Below are 17,053 nucleotides of genomic sequence, written 5' to 3' on the forward strand. Positions count from 1 at the left end.
TGGCCACGCTGTGCTCGATGACCGCGAGCGCCAGCTGCATCAGGATGGGGACGGCCGCAGCCAGCACGAAGCCGACGGCGACGCGCACGCGGCCGAGGTCACGCTGCCGCCGGCGGCCCGTGCCGCGCCCGGCCAGCGGATGCGGCACCACCTGCACGTCGAGGTCGCCCGCACGGCGGACGATCCGCGTCTCGGTGCCGCCGGAAAGGATCCTGGACACCGGGTGCGCGCGCGACTGGCCGATGACCAGCCGGGTTGCGCCCACATGGGACGCGAACCCCAGGAGTGCTTCGACGGGGTCATCGGCGGCGACGGTGTGGTAGCTGCCGCCCAGCTCCACCACCAGGCGGCGCTGGGACTCGAGCGCGCTGGTGGATTCGCCAGACGCACCCTCCGCTGAACGGATGTGCACGGCCAGCAGGTCACCGCCGCCGGCACTGTCCAGGACCTTGACGGCACGGCGGATCAGGATCTCCCCCTCAAGGCCTCCCGACAAGCCAATGACGATCCGTTCCCCTGCCATGACGCCATTCTTCCACCAGTCCGCGGGCCCCGGCGGCACGCCCGGTGGGGTGCCTCACAACGGCGTTAAGGATCCGTCAAGATTCCGCTGCGGGCGGTTCCGGCGCCGATGCGCGGTGCTACCTTCGGCTGTGCCCGTACGAAAGTGCCACGGCCACACTGACTACCGCGGCCGCAGTGACACACCGCCCGCGGTGCACCCCACAGATGGAAGGCACCATGACAACCATGAGCCGCCCGCCCGCGGACCCCTCGGAGCTGCGCCGCACCCGGAGGCAGCGGCTGCACAGCTGGCTCCTGCTTGGCCTCCAGGACAGCAAGGGTTCCCACCAGGGTCCCGGCGGGCTGACCGCCGCCCACGAGCGGAAGCATCCGTGGTGGCAGGTCATGTGCCTGACCGGCGTGGACTACTTCTCCACCCTCGGCTACCAGCCCGCCATCGCCGCGCTCGCGGCCGGCGTCATTTCCCCGCTGGCCACGCTGGTCCTGGTTGCCGTCACCCTGTTCGGGGCACTGCCGGTGTACCGACGGGTGGCGGGCGAGAGCTCCCACGGCGAGGGGTCCATCGCCATGCTGGAGCGGCTGCTCCCTCGCTGGGGCGGCAAGCTGTTCGTCCTGGTGCTGCTCGGCTTCGCAGCGACGGACTTCATGATCACCATGACCCTCTCCGCCGCCGACGCCACGGCCCACCTCATCCAGAACCCGTACGCGCCTGCGTGGCTGCAGGGGCAGGAGGTGACGGTGACCCTCGTTCTCCTGGCCCTGCTCGCTGCCGTGTTCCTGCGCGGATTCAAGGAGGCGATCGGCATCGCCGTCGTTTTGGTGGCTGTCTATCTGGGCCTGAACGTCCTGGTGGTGGCGAGGGCCGCCGTCGAAACCCTGGGCTACCCGACCGCCGTCGGCGACTGGTGGCAGGCCCTAAGGACCTCGCACGGCAACCCGGCGCTCGCCGTCGCCATAGCCCTGCTGGTGTTCCCCAAACTGGCGCTTGGCCTGTCCGGTTTCGAAACCGGCGTGGCAGTAATGCCGCAGGTCCGCGGCCGGGACACGGACACGGAGGAGAACCCGGCGGGCCGCGTCGAGGGGACACGCCGCATGCTGACCACGGCCGCGCTGATCATGAGCGCGTTCCTCATCGCCAGCAGTTTCACCACGGTGATCCTCATCCCGGCGGCCGAATTCGAGCCGGGCGGCCAAGCCAACGGGCGTGCCCTCGCTTTCCTGGCCCATGAATACCTGGGTAACGGGTTCGGCACGGTGTACGACCTCAGCACCATCGCCATCTTGTGGTTCGCCGGGGCGTCGGCGATGGCCGGGCTGCTGAACCTGGTGCCGAGGTACCTGCCGCGCTACGGGATGGCGCCGGAGTGGGCCAAGGCCGTCAGGCCCCTGGTCCTGGTTTTCGGCTTCATTGCCTTCCTGGTCACCGTTCTTTTCGAGGCCGACGTCGACGCCCAGGGCGGTGCCTACGCCACCGGCGTGCTGGTGCTGATGACCTCCGCGGCCGTGGCTGCAGCCCTGTCCGCCCGGCGGCGCCGGCAGCGCAAACGTTCTGCCGGCTTCGGGCTGATCGCGCTGGTGTTCATCTACACGACGGTCGCGAACGTCATCGAGCGGCCCGAAGGCATCCGCATTGCCGCGTTCTTCATCGCCGGCATCATCGTCATTTCGCTGCTGTCCAGAATCGGGCGGTCCTTCGAACTGCACGCCACGCACGTCCGCCTCGACCGGACGGCGCTGGAATTCGTCGCGGCGGACGAGAGCGGCCCCATCGGCATCATCGCGCACGAGCCGCGGAGGCTGACCGCCGAGGCGTACCGGCAGAAGCTGACGTCCGCCATCGAGGTCAGCCACCTGCCGGTCCACTACCAGGCGCTGTTCCTGGAGGTGATCGTGGACGACTCGTCCGACTTCGAGACCGAACTGCAGGTCCACGGCGTGGTGCGGCATGGCTACCGGGTGCTGGAGGTGCACGGGCCCGTGGTGCCGAACACCATCGCCTCCGTGCTCCTGCACATCCGGGACGTCACCGGGCTCATGCCGCACATCTATTTCCGCTGGACCGAGGGCAATCCGGTGGTGAACCTGCTGCGCTTCCTGTTCCTCGGCGAGGGCGAGATCGCCCCGGTCACCCGGGAGGTGCTGCGGGAAGCCGAACCGGATGTCACCAGGCGTCCGTGGGTGCATGTGGGATGAGCACTTCCCTGGCCTCGGGTGGGTGAACATGCGCGGTGCGTTGCGTGCGCGGACGGCCGCCGGGGCCGTAGGCTCAGCGCATGGCGAAATTCTTTGATGTCCACCCCGAGGACCCCCAGCCCCGCGCGATCTCGCAGATCGTGCAGCTCCTGCGATCGGGCGGGCTGATCGCCTACCCCACGGACTCCTGCTACGCCCTCGGCGCCCAACTGGGAAACAAGGAGGCGCTGGACCGGATCCGTTCCATCCGCCAGCTGGACAGCAAGCACCATTTCACGCTGGTCTGCCGGGACTTCGCGCAGCTGGGGCAGTTCGTGAACATCGACAACGACGTCTTCCGCAGCATCAAGTCCGTCACTCCGGGCAGCTACACGTTCATCCTGCCGGCCACCAAGGAGGTCCCGCGCCGGCTGCTGCACCCCAAGAAGAAGACCGTGGGTGCGCGCATCCCGCGGCACAACTTCGTGCAGGCGCTGCTGGCCGAACTCGGCGAGCCGCTGCTGTCCAGCACGCTGCTGCTGCCGGACGAGGAGGAACCGCTGACGCAGGGCTGGGAAATCAAGGAGCGGCTGGACCATGTGGTGGACGCGGTGGTCGAGGCCGGTGACTGCGGCGCCGAGCCCACCACCGTCGTCGACTTCTCCGGCGGCACCGCCGAGGTGGTGCGCCGAGGCACCGGTGACCCTTCCAGGTTTGAGTAGGGGCGGATTTGAGTAGGGGCTGTAGCCGGCGGGGCGGCGCCGGCTACTCCGGCTTCTTCGCCCTGCTGGGCTGGACGCGCGGCGGTTCGCCCGGCATCTTGGGGTAGTCCGGCGGGAACGGCAGTTCACCCAGCCCGTTCTTGACGTCGCGCTCCCACCATTCCAGCAGCGTGTCGATGGTGCCGGGCTTTGCGTGCATGTCCGCCCAGGGGTCCCCCACCGTTTTTAGCCTGTCCGGCACGGTGAGGATGGTGAAGTCCTTGGGCCTGACGTCCGCCAGCTCGTCCCAGGTGATGGGGCAGGACACGGAAGCGTGCGGCAGCGCCCGGGGGCTGTACGCGCCGGCGATGGTCCGGTCCCGGTTGGCCTGGTTGAAGTCGACAAAGATGCGCTCGCCCCGTTCCTCCTTCCACCAGTTCGTGGTGACCTTGTCCGGCATGCGCCGTTCGAGCTCCCTGGCGGCGGCGATCACGGCGTGGCGGACCTCCAGGAACTCCCGGGTCGGCTCAACGGGAGCATAGACGTGCAGCCCACGGTTTCCCGAGGTTTTCAGGAACGCGTCCAGCCCTGCCTCGGCGAGTACCTTCCGCAGTTCGAGCGCGGCGGGGATGGCGTCGTCGTAGGCCGTGCCCGGCTGGGGATCCAGGTCGATGCGCAGCTGGTCCGGATTGTCCGAGTTGTCCGCACGCGACGGCCAAGGATGGAAAACCACCGTGTTCATCTGCGCCGCCCAGACCGCGGCGGCAGGCTCGTCCAGGACCAGCATGGGATGCGAGCGCGCGCTCGGAAAGGTGACCTTAACCGTGCGGATGAAGTCCGGCGTTCCCTTCGGCGGGTTCTTCGAGAAGAACTGCTCGCCGTCCACGGTGTCCGAAAACCGCTGCAGCGCCACCGGCCGGTCGCCGTTGGCCCGGATGAAGGCCTCCCCCACATCCACGAAGTAACGCGCCAGGTCCAGCTTGGTCAGTCCCAGTTCGGGCCACAACACCCGGCTTGGACTGGAGACGCGCATTTCCCGGGGGCCGTCGGGCCCGTCGACACTGATGGTGGTCTGTTCACTGGCCATGGGGACAACCTACCCCGCGCGGACCGCGGCGTCAGCAGTACGCCCGCCGCGATTCCTGCCACGACCAATGGCGGACCGACCCCACCAAGATGAGTCCCGCCGTCGGGCACATAGAAACATCTGCCCGCTCACTGGGCAGCGGCGGGGCCATCTGTAAGGATGAGAAACACCGGGCGCCGCCAGGCGCAGAGCATCCGCGAAGGAGACCCGTTCCATGGTTGAATCCCCGAGTCTGGACGCTAACCAAGGACCATCCGCTGACGAGGAGTCCGGTGAATCACAGCCTTCCGGGGCATTCCAAGCGGGCCACCGCCGGCTGCTCAGCACAGCGGCGGGGCGGGCAGGCCTGGAACCGGGCAGCGCTGACCGGGACGCACTGGAGCGGCGGTTCGACCAGCATTTCCCCGATCTGGCGAGGCTGTTCCGTTTGCTGTACGGCACCCGGCCTGACATCGAGGAGCAGCTGGCGGCTCTGGCGCTGGAGATCGCCCGCTCCTGGAGGGAACGGCCCGCAGACCTGAAAAAGCTCGACGCCGGCCGAGAAGGCGACAGCGACTGGTTCCAGTCAAACCGCATGCTCGGCGGTGTCTGCTACGTGGACCGGTATGCGGCCGACCTGGAGGGCGTCCGCGCCCGCATCCCCTATTTCAAGGAACTTGGCCTCACCTACCTGCACCTGATGCCGCTGTTCCTGGCCCCGGAGCCCCTGTCCGACGGTGGCTACGCTGTGTCCAGCTACCGTGAGGTCAACCCGAAGCTCGGCACTATGGACCAGCTGCGCGCGCTCGCGGCCGAGCTGCGGGCCAACGGCATCAGCCTGGTGGTCGACTTCATCTTCAACCACACCTCCAACGAGCACGAGTGGGCGCAGCGGGCCGCCGCGGGCGATCCGCGCTACAGCGACTACTACTGGATCTTCCCGGACCGCGCCATGCCGGACGCATTCGAACATACCGTCCGCGAAATCTTCCCGGAAGACCACCCCGGCTCCTTCGTGCGGCTGCCGGATGGCCGGTGGGTGTGGGCCACGTTCCACACGTACCAGTGGGACCTGAACTACTCCAACCCCGAGGTGTTCCGGGCCATGGCGGGAGAAATGCTGTTTTTGGCCAATTTGGGCGTCGACATCCTGCGGATGGACGCGGTCGCGTTCATCTGGAAGCAGCTGGGGACGCCGTGCGAGAGCCTGCCCGAGGCACACACCCTGCTGCAGGCCTTCAACGCGGTCTGCCGGCTGGCGGCGCCGTCGCTGCTGTTCAAGTCTGAGGCGATCGTCCACCCGGACGAGGTGGCCCTGTACATCGATCCGGCCGAGTGCCAGCTTTCCTACAACCCGCTGCAGATGGCACTGACCTGGGAGGCCCTGGCCACACGCAACGTCTCGCTGCTCGCCCAGGCCCTGGAGCGGCGGCACGCAATTGCGCCGGGTACCTCCTGGGTGAACTACGTGCGGAGCCACGACGACATCGGCTGGACATTTGCCGACGAGGACGCTGCCGAGTTCGGCATCAACGGCTTCGACCACCGCCGGTTCCTGAACTCGTTTTACGTCAACCGGTTCCCGGGCAGCTTCGCCCACGGCGTGCCGTTCCAGGACAATCCGCGCACGGGCGACTGCCGCATTTCCGGCACCACGGCGTCGCTGTGCGGCCTGGAAGACGGTTCGGCTGAGGCCATCCGCCGCGTCCTGCTGACCCACTCGGTAGCCTTCAGCACCGGCGGCATCCCGCTGCTCTACCTGGGCGACGAGGTGGGCCAGCTAAACGACTACGGCTATGCGCAGGAGGACGGCCACGACGCGGACAGCCGGTGGGTGCACCGGCCGCAGTTCCCCGCAGAAAGGTACGCCAAACGCTTGGACCCTGCCACTCCTGAGGGTGCAGTGTTCGCGGGGCTGCGGCGGCTGACCGAGGTCCGTGCGGCCACCCCCGAACTGGCCGGCACCCGTCTCGTTCCCTTCACTACCAAAAACGCCGCGGTGCTCGGGTATCAGCGGCCCGGCGAGGGAACGGTGGTCCTGGCCCTGGCCAACTTCAGTGACGGGCCGCAGGTGGTCTCCGCGGACACGCTGTCCGGGTTCGCGGCAGAAGCTTTGGACCTGTTTTCCGACGAGCCCGTCCGGATCGACGAGGGGCTGGTGCTGCGGCCGCAGGATTACGCCTGGCTCCGGGTGGTTCCGGCGGGCCAGCCAACCGCAGGCTAGGCATCCGCCCTTTGGCTGGCCGTGAAACCGGCGAGCGGGTGCGATTGGTCGGTACACGATCATGATGGTTCCTCCTGGCGGGTGATGGGCTGTGTCCGGTGAATCCGGCTTCTGCATCAACTGTCCGGCCCGACGCTGGCTGGAGTCTTTTCCCTGTCTGTGCCCGGGCTGTGCATCGTCAACGGTGTGCATCACGAGCCAGGCGCCCGGACGGGCATCCGAACCCGCCCCCGGATCAGGCATGATGGAGTCATGCCCCCCGCTGACTCGCCCATCTCCATTGCCGTCGGCGACGGCCACGTCTCCGGCGCCTACGCCCGGCCGGCCAATCCGTTCGCCACGCTGGTGCTGGCCCACGGCGCCGGCGCGGGCATGGAGCATCCGTTCATGCGCGGGTTCACGGGCGCATTGAACGACGACGGCGTGGCCACCCTGCGGTTCAACTTCCCCTACCGCGAAGCGGGCCGGAAGTTCCCCGACCGTCCGCCGGCAGCGATTGCCACCTGGCGGGCGGCGATGGCCGAAGCGGCGGCCCGGTCGGAATCCGCCGGGGAAGCCGAGCCGGTGTGGGCGGCCGGGAAGTCGTTCGGCGGCAGGATGGCCTCCATGGCGGTGGCCGAAGGCATGCAGGCTGCCGGCCTGATCTATCTCGGCTACCCGCTGCACCCGCCGGGCAAGCCGGAGAAGCTCCGCGATGAGCACCTCTACGGGGTAACTGCCCCGATGCTTTTCCTGCAGGGGACGCGCGACACCTTCGCCACCCGGGAACTGCTGGAGGGCGTGGTTTCACGAATCGGGCCCACCGCGACGCTGCAGTGGTGCGAGGGTGGGGACCACTCGTTCGCGGTTGCCGGAAACAAGCGCACGGCCGAGGACATCGGTGCCTCGCTCGCAGCGCCGGTCGCCGCGTTCATGCGGGCCAACAGCTCCGCCTGACGCCCGGCGCCCCTTGATTCCCGGTCCGGCCGGCCAGGCACCTCAGGCGTTCGCCGCCGCCGGTGCCACGTTGCCCGGGACCGGTTCGTGCCGCAGGTAGCTGCGGCGGAAGCGGCCGGTGCCGGCGGTCAGCGCCCGCAATTGGACCGCATACCGGAGAAGCTCTCCGTCCGGGACCTCGGCGGTGACCTCCGTGAAATCCCCGCCGGACGACGTCGTGCCTGTGAGCCGGCCACGGCGCGAGGACAGGTCGCTCATCACGGCCCCCACGTATTCGTCCGGAATGCTGATGGTGACGGAAGAGACCGGCTCCAGCAGCTGGATGCGGCCGGCGGCTGCGGCCTCGCGCAGGGCAAGCGCGCCGGCGGACTGGAACGCGGCGTCCGAGGAGTCAACGCTGTGGGCCTTGCCGCCCACCAGGGTCACCCGGATGTCCACCACAGGGAAGCCGGCGGAAACGCCTTTCTGCATCTGCGCCCGCACGCCCTTCTCAACCGAGCCAATGAACTGGTTCGGCACCACACCGCCCACGGTCTTGTCCACAAACTCGAAACCCGCGCCCCGGTCGAGCGCCTCCACCTCGATGTCGCAGATCGCGTACTGGCCATGGCCGCCGGACTGCTTGACGTAGCGCCCGTGCCCCGCGGCCGGCGCGGCGAAGGTCTCGCGCAGCGGCGTCACCACGGACACGGTCTGCAGCTTCACGCCCTGGTCCCGCAGCCGGTCCAGGACCACCTCGCCGTGCGCCTCACCCATGCACCACAGGATCAGCTGATGGGTTTCCGAGTTTCGTTCCACCCGGAGGGTCGGGTCGCCGGCTGCCACCTTGCCCAGGCTCTTGGCCAGGGCGTCCTCGTCGCTGCGGGTGGCGGCCTCGACGGCGACCGGCATGAGCGGCTCCGGCATGTCCCACGCGGTGATCAGCAGTGGAGCGTCCTTCGCCGACACGGTATCGCCAGTCTCGGCGCTGCCCAGCTTGGTGATGGCGCAGATGTCGCCGGCCACGCTGAACGGGACGGGCTTCAAGCTAGCCCCCATTGGGGAATAGAGGTGGGTGAGGCGTTCGTCGCTGTCGTGGTCCTCATGGCCCCGTTCAGCCAGGCCGCGGCCGCTGACGTGCACGGCCGAATCCTCGCGCAGCGTGCCGGAGAAGACGCGCACCAGGCACACCCGTCCCAGGAACGGGTCCATGGTGGTGCGAACCACCTCACCGGCCAGAGGCCCGTCGGGATCGCAGGACAACGGCCCGGCCGGTTCCCCGGAGAGGTCCGTCACGTCCGGGACGGCACGCTCCAAGGGGGTCGGGAAAGCTCTGGTCAGCATGTCCAGCAGCTCGGTGATCCCAAGGCCCGTTTCCGCCGAGGTTGGCAGAACGGGGAAGAACGATCCGCGCGCCACAGCCGTTTCGAGGTCGCCCACCAGGACATCGACGTCTATGTCCTCCCCGCCAAGGTAGCGGTCCATCAGGGACTCATCCTCGCTCTCGGAGATGATGCCCTCGATCAGTGTGCCGCGCTCGGACTCGGTGGCGGCGAGCTCATCGGCGCTGGCGTCCCGGACCGCCGGTTCCGGGGATTCGCCGTCGTACTCCGAGACCTGACCTGAGAGAAGCCCCAGCAGTCCCGTCACGCCGCCATTCCCGCTGACCGGCAGGTAGGCGGGCACCACCGACTGGCCGAAGGCGCTCTGGCAGGCGGCCAGGGCGGCGTCGAAATTCGCCCGCGGGTGGTCAAGCCGGCTGACCACCACGGCCCGCGGCGTATCCAGTTGGGCGCACTCTGCCCACAGCGCGGTGGTGGCGGCATCGATGCCGTCCACGGCCGACACCACGAACAGTGCCGCGTCTGCGGCGCGCAACCCGGCCCGCAGCTCTCCGGTGAAGTCCCCGTAGCCCGGTGTGTCCAGCAGGTTCACCTTAACGCCGTCGTAAATCAGCGGCGCCACGGACAGGACCACGGAGCGCTGCTGGTGGATCTCGGACGGTTCCGCGTCGCTGACCGTGTTGCCGTCAACAATGGAACCCATCCGCGGGATGGCTCCGGCGGCGGCGAGCAGCGCCTCGAGGAGCATTGTCTTGCCGGCTCCGGAGTGCCCCACCAGCGCGACGTTGCGGATGCCCTCCGGCTTGTCCACCGGTGCTCCGGCGGACGCGTCCGCCCGCCGGAGATCGGAACTGCCTCGGCCGGGGCCCTTGCCCCGGCCATTAGTACCTCTTGCCGACATGACCATCTCCCGGCGTGCTAGTCGTAAGCCGCCAAGCGGCCTTAGTAAGAAGATTCGACACCTAAAGCTGCTGTTCAGCAAGGGGTCCGGGCGCCATACCGCGTGTCCGACTGCGCGGCGGGGCCGCTCCCCGCCCCGGCCGGGCCGGCAGGGAATAACCGTTGCGGCGTCATCACGGTAGGGGGACGATGGATAACGTGGCCGCACAGGCCGGCCCATGCCATCCGACTAGTCGCCAGGGAGCAGTCGATGAGTGCGTGGAATGAAAATATCGGTGCAGGGTCATCGGGCCTGACAGCAGTGACCGTGGTGGAAGGCTCGTCCTTCTGCATCTCGGCCGAGAGCGGGGACGTGCTTCCCGGCCAGCCGCAGGGTGCCTTTTACCAGGACACCCGGATTCTGTCCCGCTGGCAGTTAACGGTCGACGGCGTTCCTCTCGAGCCGCTGTCCGGCCAGACCCGTGAGCCCTACCGGGCGGTCTTCGTCGGCAGGCCCCGCGGGGCCAACGGTGCGGTGGAGAGCCCGCTGGTGGTGGAACACAGCCGGCAGGTCGGGCCCGGCCTGCGTGACGACATCAAGATCCACAACTATTCGGAACAGCCGCGGACCTGCCGGATCCAGATCCGGGTGGATGCAGACCTGAGCGACCTGTTCGACGTCAAAGGCGGAAAGGTGGTGCCGTCCGCGGAGCACAGCCGCAAGGTCCGGGCCGACGCCCTGCAGATTGACGCCATCCGTAACGGCGTCCACCGCGGGGTGGTCATCAGCGCTGAGGGCGCCGCGATCTCCGAGGATGCCCTGACGTTCGACGCCGAACTTGCACCTCGCGGCTTGTGGACCGCCACCGTGCTCACCACACCCCTGATTGACGGCACGGGACCGGAACAGCCGTTCACGCATGAGTCGGCTCCGCACGTGGGCGCCCAGCGCTACGCCGCATGGGAGGAACATGTTCCCCGGCTGACCGTGACGGACAAGAACGTGGAGAAGGTCCTCACCCGCAGCCAGGAGGATCTGGGTGCCCTCCGGATTTTCGATCCCGACCACCCGGAGCGGGCAGCAGTGGCCGCCGGCGCCCCCTGGTTCATGGCACTCTTCGGCAGGGACTCCATCCTGTCCTCCTACATGGCGCTGCCCGTGGATCCGAAGCTGGCCGCGGGGACCCTCCAGACGCTGGCCTCACTGCAGGGCGAGAAGGTTGACCCGGACACCGAGGAGGAACCGGGCCGGATCCTGCACGAGGTGCGGCTGGGTGTCACGGCCGGGCTGGCGCTCGGGGGCAGCCAGGCGTACTACGGCACCGCCGATGCGACGCCCCTGTTCGTGGCGCTGCTGGCGGAGCTGGGGCGCTGGGGGCTGGCGGGCGACCTGCTGGACTCGCTCCTGCCGCATGCCGACCGGGCGCTGCAATGGGTGGAGCACTACGGCGACCGCGACGGCGACGGTTTCGTGGAGTACCAGCGCGCCAACGAGCACGGCCTGCTGAACCAGGGCTGGAAGGACTCCTGGGACGGCATCAACTTCGCCGACGGCAGGATGGCGGAGGCGCCGATAGCCCTGTGTGAGGTGCAGGGCTACGTCTACAGCGCCTACTTGGGACGCGCGCTGCTCGCCCAGCAGCTGGGCGACGAGGAGACCGCGACCAAGTGGAACCGCCGCGCTGCCGATATTAAGGCCGAGTTCAACGAGAAGTTCTGGCTCCCCGAGCGGGGATACTTTGCCGTGGCCCTGGACAAGGACAAGCGTCCGGTGGATGCCTGCGCCTCCAACATGGGCCATTGCCTCTGGGTGGGAATCGTCGACGCCGATAAGGCGCCCCTGGTGGCCAAGCGGCTGATGTCGCCGGAGATGTTCACGGGCTGGGGAATCCGGACGCTCGCCTCGGACATGGGCGCCTACAACCCGGTCAGCTACCATAACGGTTCGGTGTGGCCGCACGACACAGCGCTTGTGGCCGCCGGGCTGATGCGGTACGGGTTCGTCGAGGAGGCCACGCAAATCGCCACGGGCCTGTTCGATGCGGCGGAACAGTTCGACGGGCGGCTGCCGGAACTCTTCTGCGGATTCTCGCGGGACGATTTCCCCGATCCCGTGCCGTTCCCCACGTCCTGCTCACCGCAGGCCTGGGCATCGGCGGCGCCAGTGCACCTGATGCGGACCCTCCTCCGCTTTGATCCCCTGCTTCCCCGTGCGGAGGTCTGCCTGGCCCCCGTGCTGCCGCCGGGGTTCGGCAGCTTCCGTGCAGACAACGTGCAGATGGACCATTCCCGGATCACCCTTAGCGCCACCGGCAGCGAGGGATCCATTGACGGCCTGCCGCAGGGCACGACAGTGCTGCACGAACCGCGGCCGCCGCTGGAGCGGCTGATGGCACCTTAGGACAGGTGCCATAGCCCGGTTCCACCCACAACTGAATGGTCTCAGTAGCTAATCGGTCACAGTACATCCGGACAAGGGAGCTGCGGATGCGTATCGGTTTAATTGCGGGGCCCTGGTATCCGATTCCCCCGGCTGGGTACGGAGGCACCGAACTGGTGGTCGACGCCCTGGCCAGAGGCTTCATGAGGGCTGGCCATGAGGTGCTGCTGGCCGCCGCCGCCGACAGCACCTGCCCGGTGGATCGGCTCCCCGGGATGCGTACCTCCGAACCGGACCTCGTTGGATTCACCTCCTCGGAACTCAGCCACGTCATTAACGCGTATGCCGGCATGGACGGCATGGTGGATCTGGTGCATGACCACACCCTCGCCGGGCCTCTCTACCGCGGCCGTCCCCAGGGGCTGCCGGTGGTGACCACCATCCACAGCGACCTCACCCCGTCCTTCGCCGCGGTCTACGGCGCAGCAGCCCGGGACACAACCCTGATCGCCATCTCCAAGAGCCAGGTGAGCAGCGCGCTGGCAGACCGGGTCGCGGCCATCATCCCCCACGGCATGGAGGTGGCCGGCGTTCCGGTGGGGCACGGTCAGGGCGGCTACGCGTGTTTCCTTGGCCGGATGTGCCCCGACAAGGGCGTCGTCGAAGCGATCAGGGTGGCCCAGCTGGCCGGAGTTCCGGTCCGGATCGCCGCGAAGATGCGGGAACCGGCGGAACTGCAGTATTACCACGACGTGGTGGAGCCGCTGGAGGGCCCGGACGTGGAGTTCCTGGGCGAGGTGGGCGGCGCGGAGAAGTACAAATTGCTCGGGGAAGCCATCGCCCTGCTCAATCCCATCCAGTGGATGGAACCGTTCGGGCTAGTGATGATCGAGGCGATGGCCACCGGCACCCCGGTCGTGGCCACACCCATGGGCTCGGCGCCCGAAATCGTTGACGACGGCGTCAGCGGCTACCTGGCTGAGGCTCCTGAGGACCTGGCCCGGCTCCTGCTGCGGGCGGCCGGCCTGGACCGCCGGACGGTCCGGACCCAGGCGGAAGAGCGCTTCAGTACCGAGCGCATGGTCGATGCCCATTTGGCCCTGTACGCCCGGCTCATGGGTGTGGCCTCCGCGCGCTGACCTCCGCACGATAGTCACGTCCGCCTGCCGTGACCTTCGCACGATAGTCACGTCCGCCTGCCGTGATCTCCGCCCTTAGTCACTTCCGGGAGTTGGTCCGTGCCGTCGCCGTCGCTGTCCAGGGGTCCTCGGGCCAGGGGTGCTTCGGATAGCGGCCCCGCATCTCGGCGCGGACCTGCGCGTACGGCCCCGACCAGAAGGAGGCGAGGTCGTCCGTCACGGCCAGCGGCCTCCGGGCCGGCGACAGCAGATGGAACTGCACCGGCACCCGTCCGCCGGCGAGCCGCGGCGTGCGGTCCCAGCCGAAGCATTCCTGGAGCTTGACGGCGACTACTGGCCTGCCGCCGTCGTCCCCGGCCGCGGGATAGTCAATCCGGACACGGGAGCCGCTGGGCACCTCCAGGAACTCCGGGGCGAACTCGCCGAGGCGGGCGGCGTCGGGCCACGGCAGCAGGCGCCGCAGAGGATCCATCAGGTCGATGCCGGAGGTAGCGGCCCCACCGGCCAGCGCCTCCAGCTCCGGACCGAGCCAGTCGTCGAGCCGGGACAGCAAGGCCAGCTCGGACATGTCCGGCCAGGGATCACCCAGTTCCCGGTGCAGCAGGGCAAGCCGGCGGCGCAGTCCGTCAGCCGCCGTCGACCATCCGATGGCTCCCAGCCCCTGTTCCTCCAGCGCCCGGGCTACGGCGGCGCGCGCCTCCGCGGCGGAAGCCCTCACGGGCGTGGAGGAGAGCGAGATGGCGCCCAGCCGCCGCTCCCGGCGGGCCGTCACCCGGCCCTGGCTGAACGTTGCCTCCACCGAATCGAGCAGCAGGTGAGCCGCGGCGGCCTCGGCGGTGTCCGCCGTCAGCGGCGCGGCAGAGCGGATCACGGCGCCGGTCCCGGCGGCATCCCGCCCGTCCGCCCGCGCAACCTCGGCCACCGCCAGCCATTCGTGCCCCGCAAGCGGACTGCCGGCGGGAAGGCCGGCTCGGGTGCCGGAGGTCAGCTGGTAGCGCTCCGGGCCGTCTCCGGGGACCCGGCGGGCCACCCGGTCCGGGAACGCCAGGGCCACCACCAGACCGATCTGTTCGGCGGTTCCCGCCGGCACGGCGAGCACCGGCCCATCGACGGAGGGAAGCCCGACGACGGTCCCCGCCTCGCGCGCCAGCGTGTTCAGACGCCGTGCCTCCTCGGCCCACCGCTTGGAGGCGGGATCCTTGCCGGAGCGAAGCGCGGAAACCAGCCGGGGCAGGTCCGCTCCCATCGCGCGCTGGTCCCCTGCAACGGCGGCCACCACCTCCGCGGCAGTTCCGTGACCTTTAGTTCCGGAACCGGCGCGGCCAGTCGAACCTCCGCCCAGAAGCGCCGACCCGACCAGGAGGGCGCGTCCCAGCCGCGGGTCGGCCGGGATGCGCGCCAAAGCTTTGCCCAAGTCCGTGGCGTGGCCGTCCTCCGCCACCGCGCCAAGCTCGCGCAGCACCTCGACGGCGTCGCCCATCGCTGCCTGCGGCGGGGCGTCCGGAAGGGCGAGCCCGCGGCCGCCCGGTGAGCCCCAGCAGGCCAGGATCAGGGCGGCGCCCGTCAGGTCGGACACGGCGATCTCAGGTGTCTGGTGCGCGGGCGCTGCGCCGAGGGTCTTCTGGTCATAGCAGCGGACCACCTTCCCCGGCCCCTGCCGCGCAGCACGTCCGGCGCGCTGCTCTGCGGAGGCCCGGGAGCAGGAGACGGTGACCAGGCCGGTCATGCCGCGGCCGGCGTCACGGCGCGGTTCCCGCGACAGGCCTGCATCGACCACCAGCCTGACGCCGGGCACCGTCAGCGACGACTCGGCAAGTCCCGTGGACACGATGATCCGGGCGGGATCCCCCGGCTGGCGCCCGGACACGGCACGGTCCTGGGCTGCGGGGCTGACCTGGCCGTGCAGTTCGAGGATCTCGACGCCGGGACCCACCCGGGTGCGCAGCCGTCCGGCCACATGGGACACCTCCCACGCGCCCGGCAGGAACACCAGGGCGTCGGTGCCGGCGTCCGAGGCAAGGGCTTCCGCGTAGGACGCCGCGGCGGTGTCCGCCACATGGTCGAGGAAGGCGCGCGTCACGCCGCGAGTGTCCAGCCGCGCCATCTGGGCGGGCGCCCATGCCGTTTCCAGCGGGTGCAGCGCGGAGGGGCAGTCGACGACGGGAGCCGGGCCGCCGCCGTCGGCCTCCTGGCTTTGTTCCCGGCCGGAATCCGCGCCGAGCAGCGCCGCGAACCGGGGCGCGTCGAGGGTGGCGGACATGGCGACGAGCATGAGGTCGCCGCGGAGCTGGCGCACCTCGGCGAGCAGGCCCAGCAGCAGATCGGTTTCCAGGCCGCGTTCGTGCACCTCATCGAGGATCACGGCGGCAGTGCCGTCCAGGCCCGGGTCTGCCAGCAGGCGGCGCAGCAGGATGCCGGGGGTCACGAACTCGATCAGGGTGCCGGGACCAGCCTGCCGTTCGCCGCGGACGGTGTACCCCACCCTGTCCCCCAGCTGCGTCCCGTCCAGTGAAGCGAGGCGCCGGGCCGCCGACCGGGCGGCGACCCGGCGCGGTTGTGTCACCACAATGCGCGGCTTCCCATCCTTGGCGGCCGCCTGTGCCAGGTTGGCAACCAGCGGAGGCACCAGTGTAGTTTTGCCGGTGCCGGGCGGGGCCTGGACCACCGCTGCTCCTCCGTCACCCTGCTTTTGGAGTACGCCGGCCAGCTCCGCAAGCGACTCCGCAAAGACCAGGCCGGAACCGATCGCCTGCAGGCTGAACGGGGCGGAAGGTGCCAGGGCGTCCTGTGGGGCATCTTGCGGGAGGGGTGCGGAAGTCACCCCTCCATTGTGCCGGTCGGCAGGGGTGGCACCCGGCACGCGTATGCCGTCGTGCTCCAACCCGGCGACCACCAGCCGCGGTGCTGATCGAGCTCACACCCGCAATCCTCCACGGGCGGCGCGAAGCAGTCGCGCAGGTCTGAGCAATGGAGCGCGCCGCGATGCTTGGGACAGGCGGCCTTCAGGCAGCTCTGAATGATGCCCAGTCGGGCCACGGATCCACTGGCAGTAGTGAGCCCGGGCTGTCGAAATCGTCGGGCCCGACGAAATCGTCCGGGTCGATGAATCCGTCCGGATCCTGCCAGTCCTGGGCCGGTGGTGGTTCTGGCCAGCTGGGCGGTTCCCAGTCCTGGTACTCGGCCGGATAGGACCGGCCCGACGGCGAAATCCAGCCGGGGGGTGCATCCCGGGTCGCGCCGACCGGTCTCCACGCTGTGGTGTGTTTCAGTCGGTGGTGTTTCGGGCAGGGCTGGCCGAGATTGGCGACGCCGGTGCCGCCGCCGTCGGACCAGGCCAGGATGTGGCCGGCGTCGTTGTCCAGGGAGTGGTTGTTGCAGCTCGGGAACGTGCACTTGGCGTCGCGGAGGCGCAGCCACTGGCGCATCGGCTTCGTTAGCCGGTAGCTGGTGCGTCCGATCTCCAACGGCGCCCCGTCCCGCGGATCGATCAGCACCCGGCGGAACGATGTTGCGCCGTCGGCGACGAGCCGGCGGGCCATGGACGGCGGGATCGGCCCATACCCGTCCAGCGTGGCAGGTTCCTCGGACAGGCCGAGCAGCGAGAACACCGGAACCGTGACCAGGACCTGCGCCTTGGGAGACGGCACCTCACCGACCGGCACAGAGTCTGCGGGAACCGACTCTGCGGCCGGGCCGTCAACCGGGTGGC

11 protein-coding genes are annotated in these 17,053 nt (G+C 69.3%); 6 read left to right on the top strand and 5 right to left on the bottom strand.

Annotation, left to right across the window (positions count from 1 at the left end):
* A partial coding sequence (locus G9E11_RS20660; RefSeq protein ID WP_479686156.1) for an adenine nucleotide alpha hydrolase family protein occupies nt 1-523 on the bottom strand: 523 nt, incomplete at its 3' end.
* A gap of 218 nt (nt 524-741) precedes the next feature.
* Between G9E11_RS20660 and G9E11_RS20665 the strand changes: the two genes are divergently transcribed.
* Both G9E11_RS20665 and G9E11_RS20670 read left to right on the top strand, forming a co-directional pair.
* A complete protein-coding gene (locus tag G9E11_RS20665; RefSeq protein WP_190609172.1) occupies nt 742-2,718 on the top strand; it encodes an APC family permease in 1,977 nt (658 codons plus the stop codon).
* An 80-nt stretch (nt 2,719-2,798) separates the two neighbouring features.
* A complete protein-coding gene (locus G9E11_RS20670) occupies nt 2,799-3,419 on the top strand; it encodes an L-threonylcarbamoyladenylate synthase (RefSeq protein WP_190609173.1) in 621 nt (206 codons plus the stop codon).
* 43 nt (nt 3,420-3,462) lie between these two features.
* Here G9E11_RS20670 and ligD read toward each other — a convergent pair whose 3' ends face one another.
* On the bottom strand, nt 3,463-4,485 hold the full coding sequence (gene ligD, locus G9E11_RS20675; protein WP_190609174.1) for a non-homologous end-joining DNA ligase: 1,023 nt from the start codon (nt 4,483-4,485) through the stop codon (nt 3,463-3,465).
* Nucleotides 4,486-4,699: 214 nt separating this feature from the next.
* Between ligD and G9E11_RS20680 the strand changes: the two genes are divergently transcribed.
* Nucleotides 4,700-6,688 (top strand): alpha-amylase family protein, encoded by a 1,989-nt coding sequence (locus G9E11_RS20680; RefSeq protein ID WP_190609175.1) that lies wholly within the window; start codon nt 4,700-4,702, stop codon nt 6,686-6,688.
* Nucleotides 6,689-6,940: 252 nt separating this feature from the next.
* Nucleotides 6,941-7,624, top strand: coding sequence for an alpha/beta hydrolase family protein (locus G9E11_RS20685; RefSeq protein ID WP_190609176.1), 684 nt, complete (start codon nt 6,941-6,943; stop codon nt 7,622-7,624).
* A 42-nt stretch (nt 7,625-7,666) separates the two neighbouring features.
* Here G9E11_RS20685 and G9E11_RS20690 read toward each other — a convergent pair whose 3' ends face one another.
* Nucleotides 7,667-9,847, bottom strand: coding sequence for an elongation factor G-like protein EF-G2 (locus G9E11_RS20690; protein ID WP_190609177.1), 2,181 nt, complete (start codon nt 9,845-9,847; stop codon nt 7,667-7,669).
* Between the two features lie 249 nt (nt 9,848-10,096).
* On the opposite strand from G9E11_RS20690, the gene G9E11_RS20695 reads away from it, so the two are divergent.
* Both G9E11_RS20695 and G9E11_RS20700 read left to right on the top strand, forming a co-directional pair.
* Nucleotides 10,097-12,226 (top strand): amylo-alpha-1,6-glucosidase, encoded by a 2,130-nt coding sequence (locus tag G9E11_RS20695; RefSeq protein WP_190609178.1) that lies wholly within the window; start codon nt 10,097-10,099, stop codon nt 12,224-12,226.
* An 86-nt stretch (nt 12,227-12,312) separates the two neighbouring features.
* Nucleotides 12,313-13,344: a glycosyltransferase family 4 protein gene (locus G9E11_RS20700; RefSeq protein WP_190609179.1), complete on the top strand. Its 1,032-nt coding sequence runs from the start codon at nt 12,313-12,315 to the stop codon at nt 13,342-13,344.
* A gap of 79 nt (nt 13,345-13,423) precedes the next feature.
* On the opposite strand, the gene hrpB is transcribed toward G9E11_RS20700, so the two are convergent.
* A complete protein-coding gene (hrpB, locus tag G9E11_RS20705) occupies nt 13,424-16,165 on the bottom strand; it encodes an ATP-dependent helicase HrpB (RefSeq protein ID WP_190609180.1) in 2,742 nt (913 codons plus the stop codon).
* Between the two features lie 181 nt (nt 16,166-16,346).
* The coding region (locus G9E11_RS20710) for an HNH endonuclease signature motif containing protein (protein ID WP_190609181.1) at nt 16,347-17,053 on the bottom strand (707 nt) is incomplete at its 5' end.

Source organism: Arthrobacter ipis, from assembly GCF_014694315.1.
Taxonomy (GTDB): domain Bacteria; phylum Actinomycetota; class Actinomycetes; order Actinomycetales; family Micrococcaceae; genus Arthrobacter; species Arthrobacter ipis.

Bases quoted from the DNA above. Each gene is read 5' to 3' on its own strand.
- G9E11_RS20670 (WP_190609173.1), top strand. From the start codon at position 2,799: ATGGCGAAATTCTTTGATGTCCACCCCGAGGACCCCCAGCCCCGCGCG.
- ligD (WP_190609174.1), bottom strand. From the start codon at position 4,485: ATGGCCAGTGAACAGACCACCATCAGTGTCGACGGGCCCGACGGCCCC.
- G9E11_RS20680 (WP_190609175.1), top strand. From the start codon at position 4,700: ATGGTTGAATCCCCGAGTCTGGACGCTAACCAAGGACCATCCGCTGAC.
- G9E11_RS20695 (WP_190609178.1), top strand. From the start codon at position 10,097: ATGAGTGCGTGGAATGAAAATATCGGTGCAGGGTCATCGGGCCTGACA.
- G9E11_RS20700 (WP_190609179.1), top strand. From the start codon at position 12,313: ATGCGTATCGGTTTAATTGCGGGGCCCTGGTATCCGATTCCCCCGGCT.
- G9E11_RS20665 (WP_190609172.1), top strand. From the start codon at position 742: ATGACAACCATGAGCCGCCCGCCCGCGGACCCCTCGGAGCTGCGCCGC.
- G9E11_RS20685 (WP_190609176.1), top strand. From the start codon at position 6,941: ATGCCCCCCGCTGACTCGCCCATCTCCATTGCCGTCGGCGACGGCCAC.
- G9E11_RS20690 (WP_190609177.1), bottom strand. From the start codon at position 9,847: ATGTCGGCAAGAGGTACTAATGGCCGGGGCAAGGGCCCCGGCCGAGGC.